This window comes from Crateriforma conspicua, from assembly GCF_007752935.1.
Classification (GTDB): domain Bacteria; phylum Planctomycetota; class Planctomycetia; order Pirellulales; family Pirellulaceae; genus Crateriforma; species Crateriforma conspicua.
Genome location: NZ_CP036319.1, coordinates 6,077,153 through 6,098,735, shown reverse-complemented (window position 1 = coordinate 6,098,735; position 21,583 = coordinate 6,077,153). Strand labels below are relative to the sequence as shown.

Genomic DNA, 21,583 nt, shown 5'->3' with positions numbered 1-21,583 from the left:
CTGGCACACCCGTGGACTTCTCACAACGCCGACCTCGCCCAAGAAGGTCCCACCCTAGTTCTGACGAAGAGCCAAGGCATGCGTCCGATTCGCGGTAGGTCTTCTGACTCTCGATGGATGTCCGCCCGGTCGCCTTCTCGTTTCGCTAAACGGATTGCGGGGCGGACGTTTCGTCACGTGTCCCGCGGGTGCGTCGATGGAAACAATGGCAGAAAGAAAGACCGGTCGGCTGATGTGCGTCACCAAAGTGGATGCCACCCAGGTTCGTCATCGCCATCGATCACAGCGGCCGGGCCGTCTCGGAATTTCACCGAAGTTCCCTGTTCACGCGGCGTGCCAAAATGGACCACCGCGTCACCGTGAATCGTTGCTCGGACTATCCACCCCGTCATACCGACTGTCAAGTCGAAAGCCATGGCGATCATGCGAAATTCAACGACCGCGACGACTTGTCCACCAACGTGTCGGGATGTCCACTGTCGGGCCTGCGGCCGTGTCCCCGGGGCACGATGCGTGTACCCGGGGCACCTGGCGAACCGTGCATTGGGCGTCCTTGGGATCACTTCGACTGCGACCATTGATCCCGACGATCGCCTCGTCACGAAGACCTGTTCACGAAAACTTGACCATGAAGATTCAAATCGTCATTCCCGCTCGGCTGGCATCGTCGCGGTTGCCGAAAAAGCTTCTGCTGCGTGCCGGCGGTAAATCGGTTCTGCAACACACCTACGACGCGGCGATGCGGTCGCAAACGGCGATTCACAGTGATTCATCGTCACCGGTGATCGTGGCGGTTGATGACGATCGGCTGTACGACGAAGTCCTGTCGTTCGGCGGTCACGCCGTCCGAACCAGCGTCGATTGTGCCAGTGGGACCGACCGCGTGGCGGAAGTCGCCACGCAGCAGCCGCAAACCGACATCTTCGTCAACGTCCAAGGGGATGAACCTGAAATCGATCCGGACGCCATTGATCGGGTGGCGAGGGCGCTTTGCGATGACGCCGATGCCGAGATGGCGACCGTGGTCACGCCCATTCGCGACCGTCAGCGGATGCAGGACCCCGCCTGTGTCAAAGCCGTCTTCGACGACGCCATGCGGGCGATCTATTTCAGTCGGGCCCCGATCCCGTTTGACCGTGACGGCAAATTCGGGACCGGTCATGGCGACGGGCCGGATGCGCCGGTTCTTGGATACCAGCATCTGGGGCTCTACGCTTACCGCCGCGAATTTCTGGGGTGGTTCGCAGGTCAGGCTTGCGGCGTTTTGGAATCAATCGAGCGTTTGGAGCAATTGCGGGCCATCCAGGCCGGTCGACGGATCGCCATCGGTCTGGTCAATGCCGCGACACCCGGGATCGATACCGAAGAAGATTTTCGCCTGTTTGCCGACCGCGTCGAAACAGCAAAGTAGATCGTCGTTTCGACGGTTGCGGACCAGGTCGCTGGTGGAAACCGGGGGGCGAATCGCAACGTTAGGCCCGCCACTGGCGACCCGCCGACGCCACAGCGTCGATGGCGACCCGAAAGGGCCTAGGACGCCCGCCGACAACCGTTACATTGAGCGTCCATGACAAAGCACATCTTCGTAACCGGCGGCGTGGTCAGTTCGCTCGGCAAAGGCCTGACAAGCGCGTCCATGGGAATGCTGCTGGAGCAGCGGGGCCTGCGGGTCCGAATGCAGAAACTGGATCCGTACATCAACGTCGATCCGGGAACCATGTCGCCCTATCAACACGGCGAAGTCTACGTGTTGGATGACGGCAGCGAGACCGACTTGGACTTGGGCCACTATGAACGGTTCACGTCCAGCCCACTGACCCGCGACTGCAATTACACGACCGGACAGATCTACCTGTCGGTCATTGAAAAGGAACGTCGGGGCCAGTTCCTGGGCAAGACGGTCCAGGTGATTCCGCACATTACCAACGAAATCAAATCCGTCATCAAACGCATGGGCGGCGATGACGTGGATGTGGTGATCACCGAAATCGGTGGAACGGTCGGCGACATCGAAAGTCTGCCGTTCTTGGAAGCCATTCGACAGTTTTCGCTGGATGTCGGTCGCGAAAACTGTTTGTACATGCACCTGACCTTGGTGCCGTATCTGAAGGCCGCCGACGAACTGAAGACCAAACCCACCCAGCACAGCGTCGGCCAGTTGCGTGAAATCGGGATCCAGCCGGACATTCTGGTTTGTCGCTGCGAACATTCGATCAGCCGCGAAGAACGTGAAAAGATCGCGCTGTTTTGTAACGTGCACAGCGATTCGGTGATCGAAGAAAAGGACAAAGACTTTTCGATCTATGAGGTGCCCATCTCCTTGGTCGAAAACAAGCTGGACGAATTGGTCGTCAACAAACTGGGCCTGACGTCCGCCAAGTCACTGGACATCACCCCTTGGACGGATTTGCTGCATCGATTGCGAAACCCGCGGCATGAATTGTCGATTGCCGTCGTGGGCAAGTACGCCGAACACAAGGATGCGTACAAGTCGATCTATGAAGCGATCGATCATGCCGGTATCGCGGCAGACGCGCAAATCCGCGTCGGTCGAATTCAAAGTGCCGATATCGAACGTGAGGGAGCCGAGCGTTTGTTGTCTGGATTCCATGGGATCCTGGTTCCCGGTGGATTCGGCGAACGCGGCATCGAAGGCAAAGTCGAAGCGATCAAGTTCGCACGGCAACGGGGCGTGCCGTTTTTGGGGATTTGTCTGGGCATGCAATGCGCCGTCATCGAATACGGTCGCAACGTCGTCGGATTGGAAGGTGCCCACAGCACCGAATTTGACAAAGACAGTCCGCACCCAGTGATCTGTTTATTGGATGAACAACGCAATGTGACGGAAATGGGCGGCACCATGCGTTTGGGATCGCATCCGACGACCCTGGATCGTCACAGTGCATCCGCAAAAGCCTATGGTTGCGAAGACATCCACGAACGTCATCGACACCGGTACGAATTCAACAACCAATACCGACAACAGTATGAAGCCAACGGGATGCGATTTGCCGGAACCAGCCCCGACGGGGCGCTGGTGGAAATCGTCGAAGTCCCCGAACATCCTTGGTTCGTTGCCGCACAATTTCACCCGGAATTCAAAAGCAAGCCGTTGCAGGCCCATCCGTTGTTCAAGGGCTTTGTCGATGCCGCCATCGTGCGACGAAAGCAGCGGGTGGAATCCAGCGAAAAGGCGGATCCCGCAAAAACTTGATCTTGTCAGCCGATCCTGTGCATCGGGGAAATTCCGGTCGGTCGGAATTTGAATCCCTGGTCCAGCCTCTTTGTCTTAAGTAAAGACCATGAGCGAAGAAGAAAAAGAACCCAAACTGGTGATCGACAGCGACTGGAAAGAACAGGTCCAAAAAGAAAAGGAGCAGGAAGCGTCCGAGTCAGACGCTGAGCAACCTGCAGTTGCCTCCGACGCGCCGGCGGATGCTTCCGCGGGACCTGCCGGCGGTGGGCCGCCCGAAGCATCCTTCACCGTGCTGGTTTCGATGCTGTTCACCCAGGCGATGACTCTGTTGGGGCAAATGCCGGGCCCTGACGGCAAGATGCAAACCAACAAGCCGTTGGCCAAGCACACGATCGATACGCTGGAGATGCTGCAAAGCAAAACCGAAGGCAATCTGGACGACGACGAAAAACAAGTGTTGTCCGAGGCCTTGCACGCTTTGCGGATGACCTTCGTCGGGGTGAAGCCATAGCGTCCCGCATGCGGGGTGCGTCTGCTGCGAACGCGTGTCCTGGGAATGCGTGCAACGCCGCTGATGGAATGGACGCGAACGTCTGATGTCGCTGCACCCCAAGCGGACGTTACAGCACGCCCTTGGTGCTGGGGATGGCGTCGCTGCGAGGATCACTCTCGGCCGCCATGCGAATCGCCCGCGCGGTTGTCTTGAAGACACATTCGGAAATGTGGTGTGCATTGCGGCCGTGATGCAGTACCACGTGTAGATTGCATCGAGCGTTGGCGGCAAACGATTGCCAAAAATGCTCGACCAATTCGCTGTCGAAGGTTCCGATCTTCGCCGCCGCAATCGGCGCGTGGTATTCGAACGCGTAGCGTCCACCCAGGTCCACCGCCGCGGTGACCAAACACTCATCCATGGGAAGGGTGAAGTGTCCGTAGCGGCGGATTCCGGCCCGATCCGCCAAGGCCTGGTCAACCGCTTGTCCCAGTGCGATCCCAATGTCTTCGCTGGTGTGGTGATCGTCGACATGCAGGTCGCCCTTGGCACGGACCGTTAAGTCGATCAAGGAATGCTTGGCCAACAGGTCCAGCATGTGATCCAAAAAACCGATTCCGGATTCTCGTGTACCGGCACCGCTGCCGTCCAAATCGATCGACAAATCGATGTCGGTTTCGCCGGTCTTGCGGCGGATCGTTGCGGTGCGTGCCATGGCGTTATCAACAATGAAGGGCAGGGGGCCAGGGGATGAATTCGTGTCAGGACCAAGGTTTGAATCGTGCGTCCCGGCGGGTTCGTGCTGGGGGCGATTCGGTCCGATCCAACGGATGGATCAATTGATCAGGTCTACTAGATTGATCGTCGGATTAGGGCCAAACAAGCGTCGATCTGTTCGTCGGTGCCGACGGAAATTCGCAGGCCGTCGCCCCAATCGGGAAAATCCATGTAACGGATCAACACTTGGGCCTTCTTCAGGGTTTCATAGATCCGTTGGTGACCGCCGTCGGGGTGCCGGCACCAGACGAAATTGGCCTGTGACGGGGTCACATCGAAGCCCATTTTGGCCAATTCCACATGCATCCGGCCTCGGGTCTGGTTCATTCGGGTGACCACGTCACGCAGCCAATCTTGGGACGACATTGCCGCGGTGGCTGCGGCGATCGCCAACGCGTCGCAGTTATAGCTGTCTTTGATCTTGGTCAGTTCGGCCACCACGCTGGGCTGGGCGATCAGAAAGCCGAAGCGAATGCCGGCCAGTCCATAAGACTTGCTTAGCGTCCGCGTGATCATCACGTTTTCATGTTTCTGCACCAGTTCGATACAGCCTTTGCCGAACTGTGCCGGATCATCGCTGGCAAAGTCCACATAGGCTTCGTCGATGATCAGCGGGCATGGCAACCCTTGTGCGATCGATTCCAAGTCATCCTTGTCGACCAGCGTCCCGCTGGGGCTGTTCGGATTGGGGATCAGCACCAACCGCAGGTCATTATCGGCCTGGCCAAAGGCCGCGGGCAATTGCCAGTCATCGACGAACGAGGTCTGTTGCCAAGTCGCGCCTTGGATATCGGCCAAGGTGCGATACAGGATATAGCTGGGGTAGGGCAGACGCAGTTTCTGTCCCTCGCCGACGAACCCGCGCACCAGCATGGTCAAGATTTCATCGCTGCCGTTTCCGGCCAGGACCCATTCCGGTCCTGGCAATCCCAGTGCGTCGGCGGCGGCACGCCGGAACGCCGTCGCCATCGGATCGGGATAGCGATTCAGCGGACCGGTGGCGGCTTTTTGAATTGCTTCGACCACCGCGGGTGGCGGTGGGTAGGGGTTTTCGTTCGTGTTCAGCTTGATGTATTTCCCCGGCGGCGGTTGTTCGCCGGGCACATACGGCAGCATTCGGGAAAGGGCAGGGCGGTAGGGCAGCATGTTCAACGGGATCGATGGATGGGTGCGTTGTTGGACGTCGACATCAGGCGGGCAATGCATTCACGACGTGCGGATACTGACGCTGCGTGCATGACCGGTCAGCCCTTCCTTTTCCGCCAACCGAATGACATCGGGTGCAATGCTTTGTAACGCAGTTTCGTCAAACTCTGTCAGGCTGCCGCTGCGAAGAAAACTGTTGCTGCACAGGCCGGCCGCCCAAGTGCAGGTTCCCCCGGTCGGCAGCACGTGGGACGGGCCCGCCGCGTAATCGCCCAAGGCGACCGGTGTGTGGTGTCCCAGAAAAGCGGCACCGCTGTTGCGGATTTTGGCAATCTGGGAACGGGGGTCGGCGGTTTCGATGTGCAGGTGTTCGGGGGCAAACCGATCGGTCAATTCACAAGCTTGATCGGCGTCACGAACCAAGATGATGGCACCAAACTGGTTCAGCGAATCGATGGTCAAATCACTGCGGTCCAGGACCCCCAATTGCGATTGCAATTCGGCTTCCACCCGGTCCGGCAACGATTCGTCCCACGTGATCAACAATGCACTGCCGGGGCTGTGTTCGGCCTGTGCGATCAAGTCGGCTGCCACATAGTCGGGGCGTGCGGTTTCATCGGCGATCACGATGACTTCGCTGGGACCGGCAAACGAATCGATGTCGACCGTTCCGTAAACATGTTTCTTTGCCAGGGCCACGAACAGATTGCCCGGGCCCACGATTTTGTCGACCGCATCGATGGACTGGCAACCGTATGCCAGTGCCGCGACCGCTTGCGCACCGCCCACGCGATAGACCTCGGTGACGCCCAGTTCGTGACAGGTCGCCAGCATGTCCGTGTTGTAGGCGCCAAAGGGGGTCGGCGGTGCGACGACGGCGATTTCTTTGACACCGGCGACCTGGGCGGGGACGACCGTCATCAACACCGTGGAAGGATAGGCGGCGGCGCCGCCGGGAACGCAAACTCCGATGCGGCGCAGGGGCAGGTAACGCTGGGTCAACGCCACGCCGGGCCTGGGAGTGATCGTGACATCGCGATGCAAAATCGCTTGCTGAAAATCAGCGACGTTGTCGCGGATTCGTCGGACAGACTCGATTAGCGCGGGATCGGCGTTCTGGTGAGCCTGTTTTAAATCGGCATCGGGGACGCGGATGGTGTCGGCGGTCAGTTCGGCGGCATCCAGTGCTTGGGTGTACCGCAGCAATGCATCGATGCCCTGACTTTGAACATCGGCACAAATGGTTTGAACCACTTCCACCGGAGTCAAAGGCCGCCCAAAAACTTTTTCGGTCAGTGCTTTCCCGCGGGGGCTGACGACGTCGCCTTGGGGGCTCAAGCGGTCGCGCAGCTCATCCAAAATGGGTGGCGATTCGCGACGGGCATCGACGCGTTGCAGGGAAAGAGCGGGGCTTGGAGTCATTGGAACGACGGGATCCGGGTGCAGGTCGAAACGGGACGTTGGTTCAGGTAACGAATTCGCAGGGCATGAATCTGAGGGGGCGACGAACGGCTTGGTCGACTCGACCCGCCATCCTAGCAATCGCAACGGACTGTTACGATGCACCCAAGAGGCGGCTGGTTTCTACGTCAAACTATCTTTCGGACGCTCCATGATCGACCTGCGAAGTGACACGCTGACCAAACCCACCGCCGCGATGCGGCAAGCCATGGCGACCGCGGAAGTCGGTGACGCCGTGATCGATACCGATCCGACCGTTGAACATTTGGAAAGGTTCACAGCCGAACTGTTGGGAAAGGAGGACGCCGTCTTTATGCCCAGCGGATCGATGTCCAACCAAATCGGGATTCGAATCCATTGTGAACGTGGTACCGAGTTTCTTTGCGAAACGGAGGCCCACATCTATCAGTACGAACAAGGGGCGTTTGCCCAGTTGTCAGGACTCGTCGCGCATCCAATTGCGGGTGAAAACGGGGTGCTGAGGGTGGCCGACGTTCAAGATCAGATTCGTCCGGAAACCGACTATATGGTTCGGACGGCGTTGCTGTGTTTGGAAAATACGCACAACCGATGGGGCGGCCGGGTCTTGCCGCACGACGAAACGATCGCCCTGTGCGACTGGGCGGCGGAGAACGGGCTGCGACGGCATTTGGACGGCGCCAGGCTGTGGAACGCTTCGGTCGCCAAAGGAATTTCGCTGGGCGATTTAGCCGCACCGTTCGACACCGTCAGTGTTTGCTACAGCAAGGGGCTGGGCGCCCCGGTGGGGTCGGCTTTGGTGGGGCCGAGGGATTTGATGGATCAAGCCAGACGAGCCCGAAAGTTGTTCGGCGGTGCGATGCGTCAGGTCGGCATCGTTGCGGCGGGGGCTTTGTACGCGCTGCAGCACCATCGCGACCGTTTGATCAACGATCACGAAGCGGCACGCAAGTTGGCCGTTGCCGCGTGTCGTTCGCCCATGATTCGCGCCCGTGGCGACCGAGTGGAAACCAACTTGGTCGTGTTGGACGTGCACCCAGATTGGGGAACAGCCCAGCAGTTTTGTGAAAAACTGGAGCAAGCCGGAGTGCGTTCTTTCACGTTCGGCAAACAGGCGATCCGACTGGTCACCCATCTTGATGTTTCGCCTGAGCAGATCGATCGAGCTTGCAAGATCTTGGTGGAAGTTGCCGATGATCCGGTCGCCGACACAGCGGATGCGGCCCAAGACGGCTAACCTGTGCGATTATTTCAGCACGGCGAATCCGGACGGCTAATCAGCTTTGATGCTTCAGTGGGAACACCAGTGGTCACCGCGACGGACGACGACGATTGGAGTCGTGGTCGCGTCGGTTGTTGCGATCGCCGCGTGCTTGTTAAGGCTTTCGTCGTGCTACGAAAGCTTTTGGGTCGATGAGCTTCACACCGCCTGGGCCATCGATGCTGATTGGCATCAGGTCCGCGGCCGCGCGGCGCTTGGCAATCAAATGCCCGTCTATTTTTGGGGGCTTTGGGTTTGGAAGTCCCTGTCCGGTGACAGTGAAATCGCGCTGCGGTTGACCAGCGTTTTGTCGGTCGCCGCCGCCGCGGGCACGATGACGTTCAGCATCGCCCGGCACAGTCGCTGTCTAGTCGCCGGAGTGGCGTCGGGACTGGTGCTGGCGGTTGAAGCGAACGCAACTTTCTTTGCCACGGAATTGCGTCCCTATGCGGTCGTGTTATTGGCGTCGGTGTTTGCCATCGATGGTTGGTTCACACTCATGCGGCCGGATGCGGCGACGGTGCCCGATGCCACGTCTGGGCTGGATGCGACGACCGCCGGCGTCCGGCGGGGCAGGGCGGCATGGCAATTGACCATCGCCATGGTGCTGATTGTGTTGTGCCAGCCCGCCAATTTTGCCGCAGTCGCTTGGTTGCCGCTGACCGCATGGGCATTTCGTCGTTTAGGGACAAACCGCGAGCCCTGGTTGCGTGTTTCGCTGAATGATGGATTGCGATGGACGATGCTGGTCGCTGCATTGCTGGCTGCCTGGCAATGGACGCTGTTAAATTCTTGGGCACACCGCGACCACTGGGCGACGTTTGCCACGGCGCGAACTTGGAACCAGTGGTGGCACGTCTGGCCGTGGGCGGGACTGTTGATCATTCCGTTGACCGTTTCGGTGGTCTTCGGTGGAATTCGAACGACGGTGTGGCGGTGTGGGTTTGGGATCGCTTTGATTGCGATGGCGGCAACGACAACGTACTGGCTGGCATCATGGGCCGGCTGGGTACCGCTTTGGCATCGTCGCTATTTCATTGTCGTCCTGCCGATGTTGGCAGCCGTACCGGGGTGCTGTGCCGCATCGGTGCATCACGGTGGGTGGGCATGGGCATGGCGGCGACAGTCGGTGCCCGCGTTTCGCTTTGCGATGTCGTTGGTTGTGGCGTTGGCCAGTTTGGGATGGATGATGTGGCAGCAGCGGACACCGTCGGCCATCGCTCGTTTGCCGCGTCCTTTGGTGGCACGTGGGGAAGACTGGCGTGGCGCGATTCGCTGGCTGGACGAACAGATGGGGCCTGGGGACACGTTGTATGTGGATGCGGGGCTGATCGAATACGACGCGTATTTGCAGCGAGGGTTATCCGAAGGCAGGACCGTGTCCGTGGCAGGTGATTCCAGTCCGATCGCCTATTTGACGTTGCCGGTTCATGGCCCGTACCGGGTGAACGTCGGCGACGGCGAAGCGATTGAAGTGCGTCCCATCGATCGCCATTTGCTGTTCCCGTTGGAACAGTTGGGGGCACCGATGAGTTCCCGTGATCGTGTGTGGATTCTGTCTCGTCGAAACAAGTCGGCGATGAAAGCCACGTTGCGTCAATCGATCCGTCGTAGCGGCCCGTTTGATTACCAAGGGGTCCGCGTTGCGGGATTCGGCAACGTTTCGGTCGCCGAAATTCCTTGGTTGAATCGGCCGCCTGGACGGGGCTGGCTGCTGCCCTGGTCGCGATAGGTCGCGATGCACCGGCGGCTAGACTTGGGGGGCCGGGTCGGGCATTCCGTTGGCTTCGAATCCCTTTTGCCGCAACAGGCACGCGTCGCAGTGTCCGCAGGCGACGCCGCCGTCGCCCGGGTCGTAACACGAAAGTGTTTGTCCGTAGTCGACCCCCAGTTCCAAGCCGCGGCGAATGATCTCGGCTTTGGATAACTCGATCAGCGGCGCGTGGATTCGAATCCGCCCACCGTCTTGGACACCGATCTTGGTCGCCAAGTTGGCCGTCTGTTCAAATGACGCGATGAAGTCCGGGCGACAATCCGGATAGCCACTGTAGTCCAGTGCGTTGACGCCGATGAAGATATCCCGCGCCTCGATCGTTTCGGCCATCGCAAGTGCCAAGGACAGAAACACCGTGTTGCGTGCCGGGACATAGGTCACCGGAATCCCTTCACCGATGCCGTGCACCGAATCGCTCTTGGGGACATCGATCGATGGGTCGGTCAACGCCGAACCGCCAAACGCGGCCAAGTCGATGTCGACGATTCGATGCGATGCAACGCCGAACTGTTGGGCGACCGCGTGTGCCCGATCCAGTTCATATTGATGTCGTTGTCCATAGCGAAAGCTGATTCCGTGAACCGCGAATCCTTCGGCGGATGCGATCGCCAGACAGGTCGTGCTGTCCAAGCCACCGGATAGCAAAACAACGGCCTTACGTTTGGTCACTTCTTCCACAATTTTCGTCCGATCGACGGGTTGTAGTTGGTCCAGTGTGGGTCGGCCGAAACGTCTTGTTCGATCACGCTGGCAAAGCTGCTGATCTTGGCGTCCAAGTTGTCAATGTGATGCAACGCCACCGCTTCCATCGTCGACGGCAATCGTGGGCTGCCGTATTCGAATTCGCCGTGATGGCTGACGATCAGGTGTTCCAATTGGTACCGCAAGTCCACCGGGAAAGGTGTCTCCGGTGTATCGATTTGTTGGATCTTGTCGCCCAGCATTTGGATCCCGATCACGATGTGGCCGACCATTTGGCCGCGATCGGTATACGACAACTCGCCGTCGCTGGACAGTTCGTGCATCTTTCCCAAGTCGTGAAGGAAAGCCCCCAGCAACAACAGATCGCGATCGATCGATTCGTATCGCTTGCCAACGAAGTCGGCCAGTTCCATCAGGTCGACGGTGTGACGCAGCAACCCACCGGGGAAAGCGTGATGATGTACGACCGCCGCAGCGGCGGAGGCCAATTGGTTCATCAGATCACCGTCGTTCAGATAGCACTGGGCCAATCGTGACAGTTGGGGGTCTTCGATCGAACCCAACTGCTCGGTCAGCCGAGCCATCAAACGCTGAGACTGCTCGGCGTCGAATTGCTCGAAGTCCGCCGGGTCAACCTCCGATGGGTCCATGCGTTCCAGCTGTGTGACGATGACTTGCAACGCACCGTTGTGAACTTGCGTTCGCCCTTCGGTGTGGATGTAGTCGGCCCGGTCGAACGAATCGGCCACTCTCTCGTCGACGTTCCACATCATGCCCACGATCTTGCCCGTTCGATCGGCCAGACGTAGGAACAAGTACTTGCCGCCCTGGCGGTTGACTCGAATCTGTTTGTCGGCAACACGAAATGCCTGGGCCACCGTCTGGCCGTCGGCCAATTGATTGATCGCGATGCGGGGGGCGGTCGATGTCACGGTAAGGCGATTCCATTGTCGAAGGGGGGCATGACGCGCACCGAAGATTCGGTTGGACTGCGGGCTTTCGGTCGCAACGGCAATCTGACACACCTGGGCATGATGGTCCAGGGTTTGAAAGCCTTGGTCGGATGATCCGTTAGCCTTGGCGTCAGTCCGGTCCATATTCCACTGTCGTGTCGACGAAGCGGGGAACGATCAGCATCCCGCCGACTGCCGCGGTCTAGCCACGCCGTCGGCGCGGGATGACAATGGAATCCCCTCCGCCGTTGGAACTCGCACGCCGCCCGGCACCGACGGCATCGAATGCCACCCCACTTTCCCGCCTTCCCCACCCGAAAGATTCGCACAAGGACCCTGGTCGATGATGGTTCCACAAGTCTTACGATTCACAATCGCATTCAGCATGGTCTTGGGGGTCGCGGGGACCGCTGCGGCACAGGACGAACGCATGCCACGCGATGACGAGGGGCGTTTGGTGGATTTCCAGCGAGACATTCTGCCGATCCTGCGTGACCGATGCTTGGAGTGTCACAATGCGGACGAAGCCAAGAACGATTTTCGCGTCGATGAGGCGGAGGAGTTCATGTATTACGTCGAGCCGGAGGACGCGGAATCCAGCAGCGTTTTTGCCGACTACCTGGCCACCGACGATCCCGACATGCTGATGCCGCCGCGTTCCCAAGGCGGACCCTTGAGCTCGGCCGAACTGACGTTAATGGCGACCTGGATCAATGAGGGAGCTCATTGGCCCGAGGGCGTGGTCGTCCGTGCGGTCGATGACGACACGCCGATTGAGGAGGCGATCGAACAGGCCGCCGATGTGGCGTTGCCCGTCGCTTCGCGTGTCTGGTCGTTCCAGGGTTTTTTCCACCCCGCGACCGTACACTTTCCCATCGCTCTGTTGCTGGTCGGTGCGTTGTTCGTGGTGTTGGGGTGGCGTTGGCCGGCGATCGGTACTCAGATCCCCGCCGCGTGCCTGATTTTGGGCGCGTTGACCGCGGTGGCGGCCACGGCCATGGGCTGGTCGTTCGCGACGGAGAAAGGATATGCAGGTTGGACGCGAGTGGATTTTGACAGCGAAGTCTTCTGGCATCGCTGGGGCGGTGTGATCGTCACCGTGTTCGCTTGTGTTTCAGCGTTCATCGCCATCGTCGCTTTGCGATCAGACAAGTCACACTTGAACAAGGTTTGGAAAGGCGGGCTGTTGTTGGTCGCCATGATGGTCGGAATGGTCGGTCACCAAGGTGGCGAATTGACGTACGGAAAAGACTTTTATCCGAAAGCGTTTCGCATTCTTTTGGGGACTTCCGAGGTCGACGAAACGGCTTCCGACGCTGTTGAAACCGAGGGCGAATCGGATGCGGGGGATTCACCGGTTGCCGCGACCGCGCGGCGACCGTCCTCGGCCGGGGGCGACGGTTCGCTGCCGCGCTAGGCTTGGCCGAAAATGGTCGGCCGCTTTGGGTGGGCTGAATGCGAATGTCACCAAAGGGGTATCGTGACGATCGTTCGATCCCGTTGACCGATTGGCGGTAAGCCCGATTGATGCGGTAAGCCCAATTGATTTTGTGTCCGCCTGAGTGACGATAAGACGGCGGCGTGCCGAATCGCGACCCATTTCCATTACGGTCGTGGTGACGTTTGCAAACCCGGTGATCCCTGTCTTCCCGCGTTTTTTATCCAGCGAGTTCATCCTTTGAGTGCTTCGACCCCACGGACGTCAAAGACGTCGAAAGCCACGAAAAAGTCGACCAAGTCCGAATCGAAATTGCCGGTCGATCGATTCGTCAATCGCGAACTGGGATGGCTGGAATTCAACGCCAGAGTCTTGGACCAGGCGACCGATCCCGAGGTGCCGTTGCTGGAACGGGCAAAGTTTTTGGCCATCACCGGATCCAATCTGGATGAATTTGTGATGGTCCGCGTTGGCGGGCTGAAATTGCAGTACGAACGCAATTCCCTGTCGCGTGATCCCGCCGGAATGACGGTCAGCGAGCAACTGCAAGCGGTGCTGACCCGTTGTCATCTGCTGGTCGGACGCCAGGGGGCCCATTTTCGCGAACAATTGGAACCGGAATTGGTCGAAAACGGGATCCATCGTGTGGACCTGTCGAATTGTTCCGAAAGCACGCGTCAAGACGCACACCGAACATTCGTTGCGGATGTCTTACCCGTGTTGACGCCGCACGCGGTTTTTCACGATCGGCCGTTCCCGATGCTGCAAGGGCTGTCGATGCATCTTTGCGTCCGGTTGGACGGACAGGACCCGGGGTTGGGCAAGCCGGTGGTGGGGCCCGACGGAGAAACCCCGTTGTGGCATTTCGCGATCATCCCACTGGGACGCGCGTTGCCGCGGATCATTCAATTGCCGTCGGATGACGGTTATGCGTACGTGTTGCTGGAAGACTTGGTCGGTCACTTCGCCGCAGAGTTTTTTCAGGGGCGTCGCGTCCTGGAAGCCACGCCGTTCCGAATCACTCGGAACGCCGACATCGAATTGCGTGAAGACGGCGCCGGTGACTTGCTTGAAGGCATGGAAGAAGTCCTGGAAGGCCGACGGCAAAGCGACGTGGTGCGGTTGGAATTGGCCGCGACGGCCGGCGATGAAATGACCGCCTTTCTGACCGAAACGATGGGCGTCCAGCAGCGGGACACGTTTCGTATTGATGGTCCGTTGGACCTGACGTATTTGTTCGGCCTAAGTGGCATCAAGGGATTCGGCAAACTGAAGGACGTTCCTTGGCCGCCCCAGGGGACGCCCGGGATCGATCCAGCGGATTCGATGTTTGCAACGATGGGCGAAGGTGATTGGTTGCTGGTACATCCGTACGAGCGATTCGATCCGGTGGTGCGGCTGTTGGAGGAGGCGGCTGGAGACCCCGACGTTCTGGCGATCAAGCAAATTTTGTATCGCACCAGCAATAACAGTCCCATCGTCGCCGCGCTGATGAAGGCCGCGCAGAACGGCAAATACGTCTCGGCGATCGTGGAATTGAAAGCACGATTCGATGAAGCACGTAACATCGAATGGGCCCGAGAAATGGAACAGGCCGGGGTGCAGGTGATCTACGGCATTCGCGGCTTGAAGACTCATGCGAAGGTCTGTGTGGTCGTTCGCCGCGAACCGGAAGGCATTCGGCGCTACATCCACTTTGGTACCGGAAACTACAACGAAGCCACCGCGAAGCTTTACAGCGATGTTTCGCTGCTGACGTGTGACGAAGTCTTGGGCGACGACGCGACCGCGTTTTTCAACGCCGTCACAGGAGCCAGTCAGCCCCAGCCGTTCGAATTGCTGGCGGCCGCGCCGCTGACGTTGCGACAAAAAGTGATCACGCTGATCGATGCGGAAACGCGTCGCGCGGTGCAGGGCGATCAAGCGGAAATCATCGTGAAGCTTAACGCGTTGGTCGACACCGAAGTGATCGATGCGCTGTACCGAGCCAATCGAGCCGGTGTGAAAGTTCTGTTGAACATTCGCGGCGTGTGCTGTCTGAAGCCAGGCATCGCGGGGCTAAGCGAGAACATTCGTGTCGTTTCGGTCGTGGATCGATACTTGGAACACGCCCGGATCTTGTACTTTCGGCACGGTGGCGACGGGCAGCTGTTCATCAGCAGCGCCGATTGGATGCCGCGGAACTTGGATCGACGCGTGGAATTACTGGTCCCCGTTCTGGATCCGGCATGTCGTGAGAAACTGTTCGAGACTCTGCAGACCTATTTCCAAGACGACACCAACGCCTGGGTGATGCAGCCCAACGGACAGTACATTCGCACGGTGCCTGAAGATCCGGATTCTGCCTTCCGGTCTCAACAGCGGTTGTACGAGGCGACCGTCGCGCGAATGAAAGCGTCGACGGACCTGTCGCGTGGCCAATTCGATACCCAGGTGCCACGGAAAGATTAAACGCCGCCTGGCCGCACGTTGCCGATACCAGACATCACGGAACGAACATGATGCCCGGTGTGCTTTGCTTTCGGCATGGCGTCGTTGCTTCAACAGGCGTCGGTCTTTGTTCCCAGCTTCGGCGCTTAGACGTGAACGTCGACGCTAAGGTCAGTATCGCTTTGATAACGCTGGCGGATCGGGCCGACGACGTCGCCAAGGAATTCGTCGACTTGCTCGGGGGCCCGCCCGACAAAAGCCGACGGGTCGGTGGCGGCATCGACATCGATACCTGAAAACGCGGTGTCTTGTTTCAGGCGGTCCAGCAGATCGTTGTCGGCGCCTTCGTTCTTGACCCGCTGGGCGGCCGCCTGGCTGTGGACCCGAATCTGTTCATGCAGTTCTTGCCGGTCGCCGCCGGCCGACACGGCCTGCATCAAGATGTTCTCGGTCGCCATGAAGGGCAGTTCGGCGGCCAAGTTGCGGGCGATCGTCGCCGGATAAACCACCATGCCGTCGGCGACGTTTTGCATCAGCACCAAGGCCGCATCGATGGCCAGGAAAGCTTGTGGAATGACCAAGCGGCGATTGGCACTGTCGTCCAAGGTTCGTTCCATCCACTGCGTCGCGGCGGTCATCGCCGGGCTGCTTTGCAGGCAGATCACAAACCGTGACAAAGCGCAGATCCGTTCGCTTCGCATCGGGTTGCGTTTGTAAGCCATGGCACTACTGCCGATTTGGTGTTTTTCAAACGGCTCTTCCACTTCCTTACGACCGGCCAACAGTCGCAGGTCCGTCGCGATCTTGTGAAGGCTTTGGCCGATCCCCGAAAGGGCGTCTAGGATTTGGCTGTCGACTTTGCGGGGATAGGTTTGACCAGTGACGGCGTAGATCTTTTCGAAACCCAGTTTTTCGGCGACCCGCTTTTCCAATTGCCGGACTTTGTCGGCGTCGCCGCTGAACAGTTCCAAAAAGCTGGCTTGGGTGCCGGTGGTGCCTTTGGTGCTGCGGCAGGCCAGTTGGTCCAAGCGATGTTCGACTTCGACCAAGTCCAGCACCAAGTCGTACATCCACAGCGTGCATCGCTTTCCGACCGTCGTCGGCTGTGCCGGCTGAAAGTGGGTGAACGCCAGGCAGGGCAAGGCACGGTGCTGTTGGGCGAAATCGGCCATCCGAAGGATCGTCGCCGCCAGGCGGCGGGCGACCAGTCGCAAGGCCTGACGAATCAACACCAAGTCGGCGTTGTCGGTGATGAAGCAACTGGTCGCGCCCAAGTGGATGATCCCCCGGGCGTCGGGGCATTGGTCGCCATAGGCGTGGACGTGCGCCATCACGTCATGCCGTAGTTTTTTTTCGTAGTCCTTGGCGACGTCCAGGTTCAAATCGTCTTGAAACTGTTTCAACTGGCGAATCTGATCATCGGTGATCGCGATGCCCAGTTCTTGTTCCGCTTCTGCCAAAGCGACCCACAGCGACCGCCAAGTCGCAAAACGGCGGGTATTTCCCCAATGGGTCGCCATTTCGGGCGACGCATAACGCTGGATCAGGGGGTTCTGGTAGGTGTCCAAGGACGTACCGTCGTCTGGGGGGGTGTTAGGCACGAAAGGTCTGTCTTAAACGGCGTATCGAATCAAAAACGAGTTCGATAACATACTGCTTGGCGGTGGGGCCGCAATCGAACGCGGTTCCCGACAAGCGAGGGGCGGCGACGAACCCAAACGGATGCCGATCTTGCTTCGACAAATGCAACTAGCAATCTGACGGACTCTATGTCTCTTTTGTCTTTTTTTGCGATCCGGCGAATCGGTCAACCACGGTCGGTCAGCCGTCTGATCCTTTCGGCATGCTTGGTCCTGTGCGTTGTCGCAACGGGCGAGGGCCAAAACGTTGCGGCCGCCCAAGATGCGGTCGAAACTGATGGCGATGTTTCTGCCGCCGAAGCGGACGGTGACGGGGAAGCTGCGTTCGCATCGGCGATCGATTTGCTGCCCAGCACGACGGCCGGGCTGGTGCGTTTTCCCAGTCTTCCTGATTTCTGTGCTTCCGGCGGCGAAACCAATTTCGGGCGGCTGTTGGACGATCCTTCGATGAAGCCGTTTCGCGAAGCCCAACGCGAACTGGCCAACAAGTACCTGGATTCGTTGGACAAAAAGATCGGGCTGAAGGTCGAAGACGTTTACGACATCGCATCGGGTGAAGTCGTCGCGGCTTGGTTGCCGTACCCCAAAGAACCGCGTCGGCCCTACGCATTTTGTGTGATCGCCGACATCCGTGGTCGTAGCGAGGCTGCTGATGAAGTTCTGCAGCAGGTCGACGCCGACATGAAAGTCCGCGAAGCCCAACGCAAGGATCTGGAACATGCCGGCGAAACGATTCGCGTGTACATGCCAAAGACCAAAGTCGGCCAATACAAGATCGAACAGATCGCGATCTGGAAAAGCGAAGATCGTGTGATCGCGTCTGATCGTGACACACTGGTGACCGAACTGATCGATGCGATTCAAGGCCGTGCACCCTCGGACACGATCCGCGATGCGGATCTGTATTCAACGATTCGCTCGCGTTCCGAAGCGGCGATCAAGGATGATGTTCAGCGACTGGGCGACGACGTTCCCGGCGTCCCGATGGGCGTGCAGTGGTATGCCGAACCCTTTGCGATGGGCGAAATCGCACGCGAAGCATTTCACGTTGATCGACGTGGCAATGTTCAAATCTTGGAACTGTTGCAGAACCAGGGGTTCGATGCCATTCAGGCGGCCGGCGGAACTGTGGCGATCGGCACCGGTGATTTTGATTGGCTGCACCGTGGCGTCGTGATCGCACCACCGACCGCCGAAGACGATCAACGCTATCTGTTGGGTGCTCGAGTCCTACAGTTTCCGAATCGACCACGACCCGAAATCCCGGACTGGGTCGGCGGCGACACGGCCAATTTCATGCGGCTTAGCTGGGAAGTTGGTGATGCGTTTCTGGCGCTGGAAACGTTGGTCGACGAAGCGATGGGCAGCGAAGTCTTTATGGACACGCTGGAAGACATTCGCCGCGGTGAAGACACCGCAAACGTCGACATCTTGAACGACGTCGTGCCCAACCTGGGCGAAGAAATGATCTTGTTGACCGACAACGTTTTGCCCGCTTCCGTTTCATCGGAACGCATGTTGGTCGCGCTGGAACTGAAGGATGCGGCGGTCATTAAGGGTTCGCTGCGTCGCATCATGCAAAACGAACCCAATTTTACGTTGTTGGAATCGATTCCCGATTTGGAAGTCTGGAAATACGAAGTCACCGATGACGACGAATCGTTCGAGGACGAATTGTTTGGCGACTTTGGGGACTTCCAAGACGTCGCGCCCGCCGAAGAAGAAAAACAGCAGTTGTTGACGACCTGGGCGATCGCCGTTGTGCCCGCGACTCGCGAGGGCCAAGCGGACTATGTCGTCTTCAGCAGCCATTCCGATTTGCTGATCGAAACCGCCAAGCGGATGCGAAAGCCGCCCGCCGATGGTCTGAATGCGAACACTCGGGTGCAAAAGGCTGTCGCGGCCATGCAGTCGCTGGGGGCCGAAGACGTGGCAGTCGATCGGATCGTTCGAACCGATCTGTCGCGCCGCATCAAATATGAATTGCTTCGCCAAGGAGAACTGCGAAATAGCGATTCGGTGCTGGCGTCGCTGATCAAGCGAATCGTCGACGAATCGGAATTACAAGACGAGCCCGACCCGATCGAAGCGAAGAAGTTGCCACCGTTCAAGACGATCCAAAAATACTTTGGTGTCGCCGGTAACTTTGTGGTCACGACCGACGACGGTTGGGCATTGTGCGGGTTTGTCTTGAAGCAATAGGCGGCGCAGCCAACCTTTGGCGTTCCGTGGATTGCGTTCTGCCAATGCCTTCGGCCGAATCTTCGTTCGGCCGTGGACATGGCTGTTGTGACGCCGCTTCGCCGGACGTCTTACAGCCCCAACGCCTTTTGCATCGCTTGGCGGACGACCGGCAAAACACGTTCTTGGGCTTCGGCTAACGTGCCCTCGACGAACGCCCCAGCAGCCGCCTTGTGGCCGCCGCCGCCGAATTGGCGTGCGATTTCGTTGCAATCCATGTCACAGCGGCTGCGAAAGCTCAGTTTGTATCCGCCACGCAGTTGGCCGACGAAAATGACCGCGCCTTTTGTGCCACCGACCGAAAGCGTCAGGTTGATCGCGTCTTCGGTGTCCGATGGTTCCGCGCCCATCGCGGCGAAGTCTTCTTTCTGGACGTAGGTGTGAACGAGTGCTCCGTCCAATTCCGCCTCGGTGCGTGACAGAATCAATCCACGCAGCTTCAAACGGCCCAACGTGTCACGTTCGTAAAGGTCGCCGTAGACTTCGCTGGGGACCACGCCGACTTCCACCAACCGCGAGATCACGCGAAACGTTTCCGGCGTCACACTGCCGAAACGAAACCATCCGGTATCCGTGGCGATCGCCGCAAATGCCGCCACGCCCATCTTTCGGGTCAGCGGAACGTTGCAGGCATCGGCCGCTTGGATCACCAAATGACCGGTCGCTTCGGCCTGGTAGTCCTTGAACATCGTCGCGCCCAAGTCGTCTTCACCGACGTGGTGGTCCAGGACCATCTTGTCACAGGTGGCGGTGCGAATCACATCACCCATGTCGCCCAACTGGGCCCATGCGCTGGTGTCCAGGATCATGAAGCAATCGCAATGAATGTCTTCCGCTTCGACATCATCGCCCAGCACGTCGATGTTGCCGGCCGGATCCAAGAACTGCAACGCCGGAGGTGTGCGGTGGGCGTTGATGATCCGAACGTCTTTGCCGATCGCTCGCAGGACTTCGGCCATTGCCAGTTCGCTGCCCAACGCATCGCAGTCGGGGCGAATGTGACTGACCAGCACAAAAGACTGATAGTGCGAGATTTGATCGACGAAAGCTTTCCAATTGACGCCCATTAGCGATTCATCCAATTCAAGTAGTGACGCCGCGTCGTGGCAACGTCGCGTTTCAACTGTGCGATCAAGTCGTCCACGGATGCAAACGAATGGACCGCGCGAATGTGGTCGATGAAGTCGACCGCGAGAATTTGATCGTAAAGCGACCCACTGTAGTCCAACACGTGGATCTCAAACTTCAATTTCATGTCAGTTTCAAAAGTCGGATTCGGCCCCAGATGAATGGCTGCGGGATGTTGGGCACCCGATTCCAATTCCACGCGTCCGCTGTACACACCCGGCGAAGGCGCCATCGTCGACCATTGATCCAAGTTGGCGGTGGGGAACCCGATCTTGCGGCCACGCTGATCACCCGTCACAACGAACCCGGAAACTCGATGCGGCCGGCCCAGCATGGCGGCGGCCGATGCCACATCGGATTGCGACAAACACTGACGAATTCGGCTGCTGCTGATCATTTCGGCGCCGTCGTCGGCGGCCGTCACGATCTCCAATTGCATTTGTTGCTTGTCGCAACGCTGCCGCAGCATCGGAATGTCTCCCCGGCGGTCTTTGCCGAAGCAAAAATTGGGGCCTTCGACCATTCCGCGGGCGGCCAGTGTCGACAGGATGAAGCGGTCGAAAAAGTCGTCCGGCGAAAGATTCAAAAGCGCCTGGGTGGTTCGGCAAACCAACAAGAAATCGATTCCCAGCGGCGACATCAAATCTGCGCGGCGGGGCAGGGTGGTCAGCCGCGGCGGCGGGTTATCCGGACGCAAGATCTCTGCCGGATGCGGGTCAAAGACGATCGCCACACTGGGGCCGCCCAGTTCATCGGCCATGGAACGCAAACGGCGTAACAACGATTGATGACCCAGGTGTACGCCATCAAAGTTGCCGATCGACAGCACGCCGCGCTGCAAGCGATCCAAATCGGATTGACGCGCACCAGTGTCCCCGCGCGGCGAGGTCCGCGGGGGCGCCCCGGCGGGGCCGGGGATTTCATCCAGGTACACGATTTCAGTCACGGGGGGCATGATGAACTT

At 58.9% G+C, this 21,583-nt stretch carries 16 protein-coding genes and 1 riboswitch; of the genes, 8 read left to right on the top strand and 8 right to left on the bottom strand.

The genetic code is table 11. The features are described from left to right. Positions 1-85 precede the first annotated feature (85 nt). Positions 86-367, bottom strand: a riboswitch (cobalamin riboswitch). A gap of 261 nt (positions 368-628) precedes the next feature. The 3 genes from kdsB (at position 629) to Mal65_RS22345 (ending at position 3,707) form a co-directional block, all read left to right on the top strand. Continuing rightward, positions 629-1,411, top strand: a complete 783-nt coding sequence (gene kdsB, locus Mal65_RS22355; RefSeq protein WP_145302863.1) for a 3-deoxy-manno-octulosonate cytidylyltransferase — start codon at positions 629-631, stop codon at positions 1,409-1,411. Positions 1,412-1,567: 156 nt separating this feature from the next. Beyond that, on the top strand, positions 1,568-3,214 hold the full coding sequence (gene pyrG, locus Mal65_RS22350; RefSeq protein ID WP_145302860.1) for a CTP synthase: 1,647 nt from the start codon (positions 1,568-1,570) through the stop codon (positions 3,212-3,214). An 88-nt stretch (positions 3,215-3,302) separates the two neighbouring features. Beyond that, positions 3,303-3,707, top strand: a complete 405-nt coding sequence (locus Mal65_RS22345) for a DUF1844 domain-containing protein (RefSeq protein WP_145302857.1) — start codon at positions 3,303-3,305, stop codon at positions 3,705-3,707. Between the two features lie 109 nt (positions 3,708-3,816). Here Mal65_RS22345 and hisB read toward each other — a convergent pair whose 3' ends face one another. From hisB to hisD, 3 genes are all read right to left on the bottom strand, one after another. Beyond that, complete coding sequence (hisB, locus tag Mal65_RS22340; RefSeq protein ID WP_145302854.1) at positions 3,817-4,404, bottom strand: imidazoleglycerol-phosphate dehydratase HisB; 588 nt, start codon at positions 4,402-4,404, stop codon at positions 3,817-3,819. A 137-nt stretch (positions 4,405-4,541) separates the two neighbouring features. Continuing rightward, positions 4,542-5,609, bottom strand: coding sequence for a histidinol-phosphate transaminase (gene hisC / locus Mal65_RS22335; RefSeq protein WP_174820229.1), 1,068 nt, complete (start codon positions 5,607-5,609; stop codon positions 4,542-4,544). Between the two features lie 63 nt (positions 5,610-5,672). Then, positions 5,673-7,034: a histidinol dehydrogenase gene (gene hisD / locus Mal65_RS22330; RefSeq protein ID WP_145302851.1), complete on the bottom strand. Its 1,362-nt coding sequence runs from the start codon at positions 7,032-7,034 to the stop codon at positions 5,673-5,675. A 190-nt stretch (positions 7,035-7,224) separates the two neighbouring features. On the opposite strand from hisD, the gene Mal65_RS22325 reads away from it, so the two are divergent. Then, complete coding sequence (locus Mal65_RS22325) at positions 7,225-8,289, top strand: threonine aldolase family protein (RefSeq protein WP_145302848.1); 1,065 nt, start codon at positions 7,225-7,227, stop codon at positions 8,287-8,289. A gap of 49 nt (positions 8,290-8,338) precedes the next feature. Next, on the top strand, positions 8,339-10,045 hold the full coding sequence (locus Mal65_RS22320) for a glycosyltransferase family protein (RefSeq protein ID WP_145302845.1): 1,707 nt from the start codon (positions 8,339-8,341) through the stop codon (positions 10,043-10,045). Between the two features lie 18 nt (positions 10,046-10,063). Here the strand turns inward: Mal65_RS22320 and queC are convergent, their stop codons facing one another. Beyond that, on the bottom strand, positions 10,064-10,768 hold the full coding sequence (queC, locus tag Mal65_RS22315) for a 7-cyano-7-deazaguanine synthase QueC (RefSeq protein ID WP_165701576.1): 705 nt from the start codon (positions 10,766-10,768) through the stop codon (positions 10,064-10,066). Then, positions 10,753-11,721: a 3'-5' exoribonuclease YhaM family protein gene (locus Mal65_RS22310; protein WP_196784377.1), complete on the bottom strand. Its 969-nt coding sequence runs from the start codon at positions 11,719-11,721 to the stop codon at positions 10,753-10,755. Before Mal65_RS22310 ends, queC begins: the two co-directional genes overlap by 16 nt. A gap of 364 nt (positions 11,722-12,085) precedes the next feature. On the opposite strand from Mal65_RS22310, the gene Mal65_RS22305 reads away from it, so the two are divergent. Together Mal65_RS22305 and ppk1 are read left to right on the top strand one after the other, a co-directional pair. Then, positions 12,086-13,159 carry a c-type cytochrome domain-containing protein gene (locus Mal65_RS22305; protein ID WP_145302837.1) on the top strand — a complete coding sequence of 358 codons (1,074 nt, stop codon included), beginning with the start codon at positions 12,086-12,088 and terminating at the stop codon, positions 13,157-13,159. A gap of 261 nt (positions 13,160-13,420) precedes the next feature. Next, entirely contained in the window at positions 13,421-15,631 is a 2,211-nt protein-coding gene (gene ppk1, locus Mal65_RS22300; protein WP_145302835.1) for a polyphosphate kinase 1, read from the top strand. 125 nt (positions 15,632-15,756) lie between these two features. On the opposite strand, the gene purB is transcribed toward ppk1, so the two are convergent. Continuing rightward, the gene (gene purB / locus Mal65_RS22295) at positions 15,757-17,211 is read right to left on the bottom strand and encodes an adenylosuccinate lyase (protein ID WP_231131215.1); all 1,455 of its coding nucleotides are present in this window, start codon (positions 17,209-17,211) and stop codon (positions 15,757-15,759) included. 168 nt (positions 17,212-17,379) lie between these two features. On the opposite strand from purB, the gene Mal65_RS22290 reads away from it, so the two are divergent. Next, positions 17,380-19,452: a membrane or secreted protein gene (locus Mal65_RS22290; protein ID WP_145302832.1), complete on the top strand. Its 2,073-nt coding sequence runs from the start codon at positions 17,380-17,382 to the stop codon at positions 19,450-19,452. Positions 19,453-19,562: 110 nt separating this feature from the next. Here the strand turns inward: Mal65_RS22290 and Mal65_RS22285 are convergent, their stop codons facing one another. Both Mal65_RS22285 and Mal65_RS22280 read right to left on the bottom strand, forming a co-directional pair. Beyond that, positions 19,563-20,558 carry a DHH family phosphoesterase gene (locus Mal65_RS22285; protein ID WP_145302829.1) on the bottom strand — a complete coding sequence of 332 codons (996 nt, stop codon included), beginning with the start codon at positions 20,556-20,558 and terminating at the stop codon, positions 19,563-19,565. Beyond that, complete coding sequence (locus Mal65_RS22280; RefSeq protein WP_145302826.1) at positions 20,558-21,574, bottom strand: bifunctional riboflavin kinase/FAD synthetase; 1,017 nt, start codon at positions 21,572-21,574, stop codon at positions 20,558-20,560. Before Mal65_RS22280 ends, Mal65_RS22285 begins: the two co-directional genes overlap by 1 nt. Between the last annotated feature and the right edge of the window lie 9 nt (positions 21,575-21,583).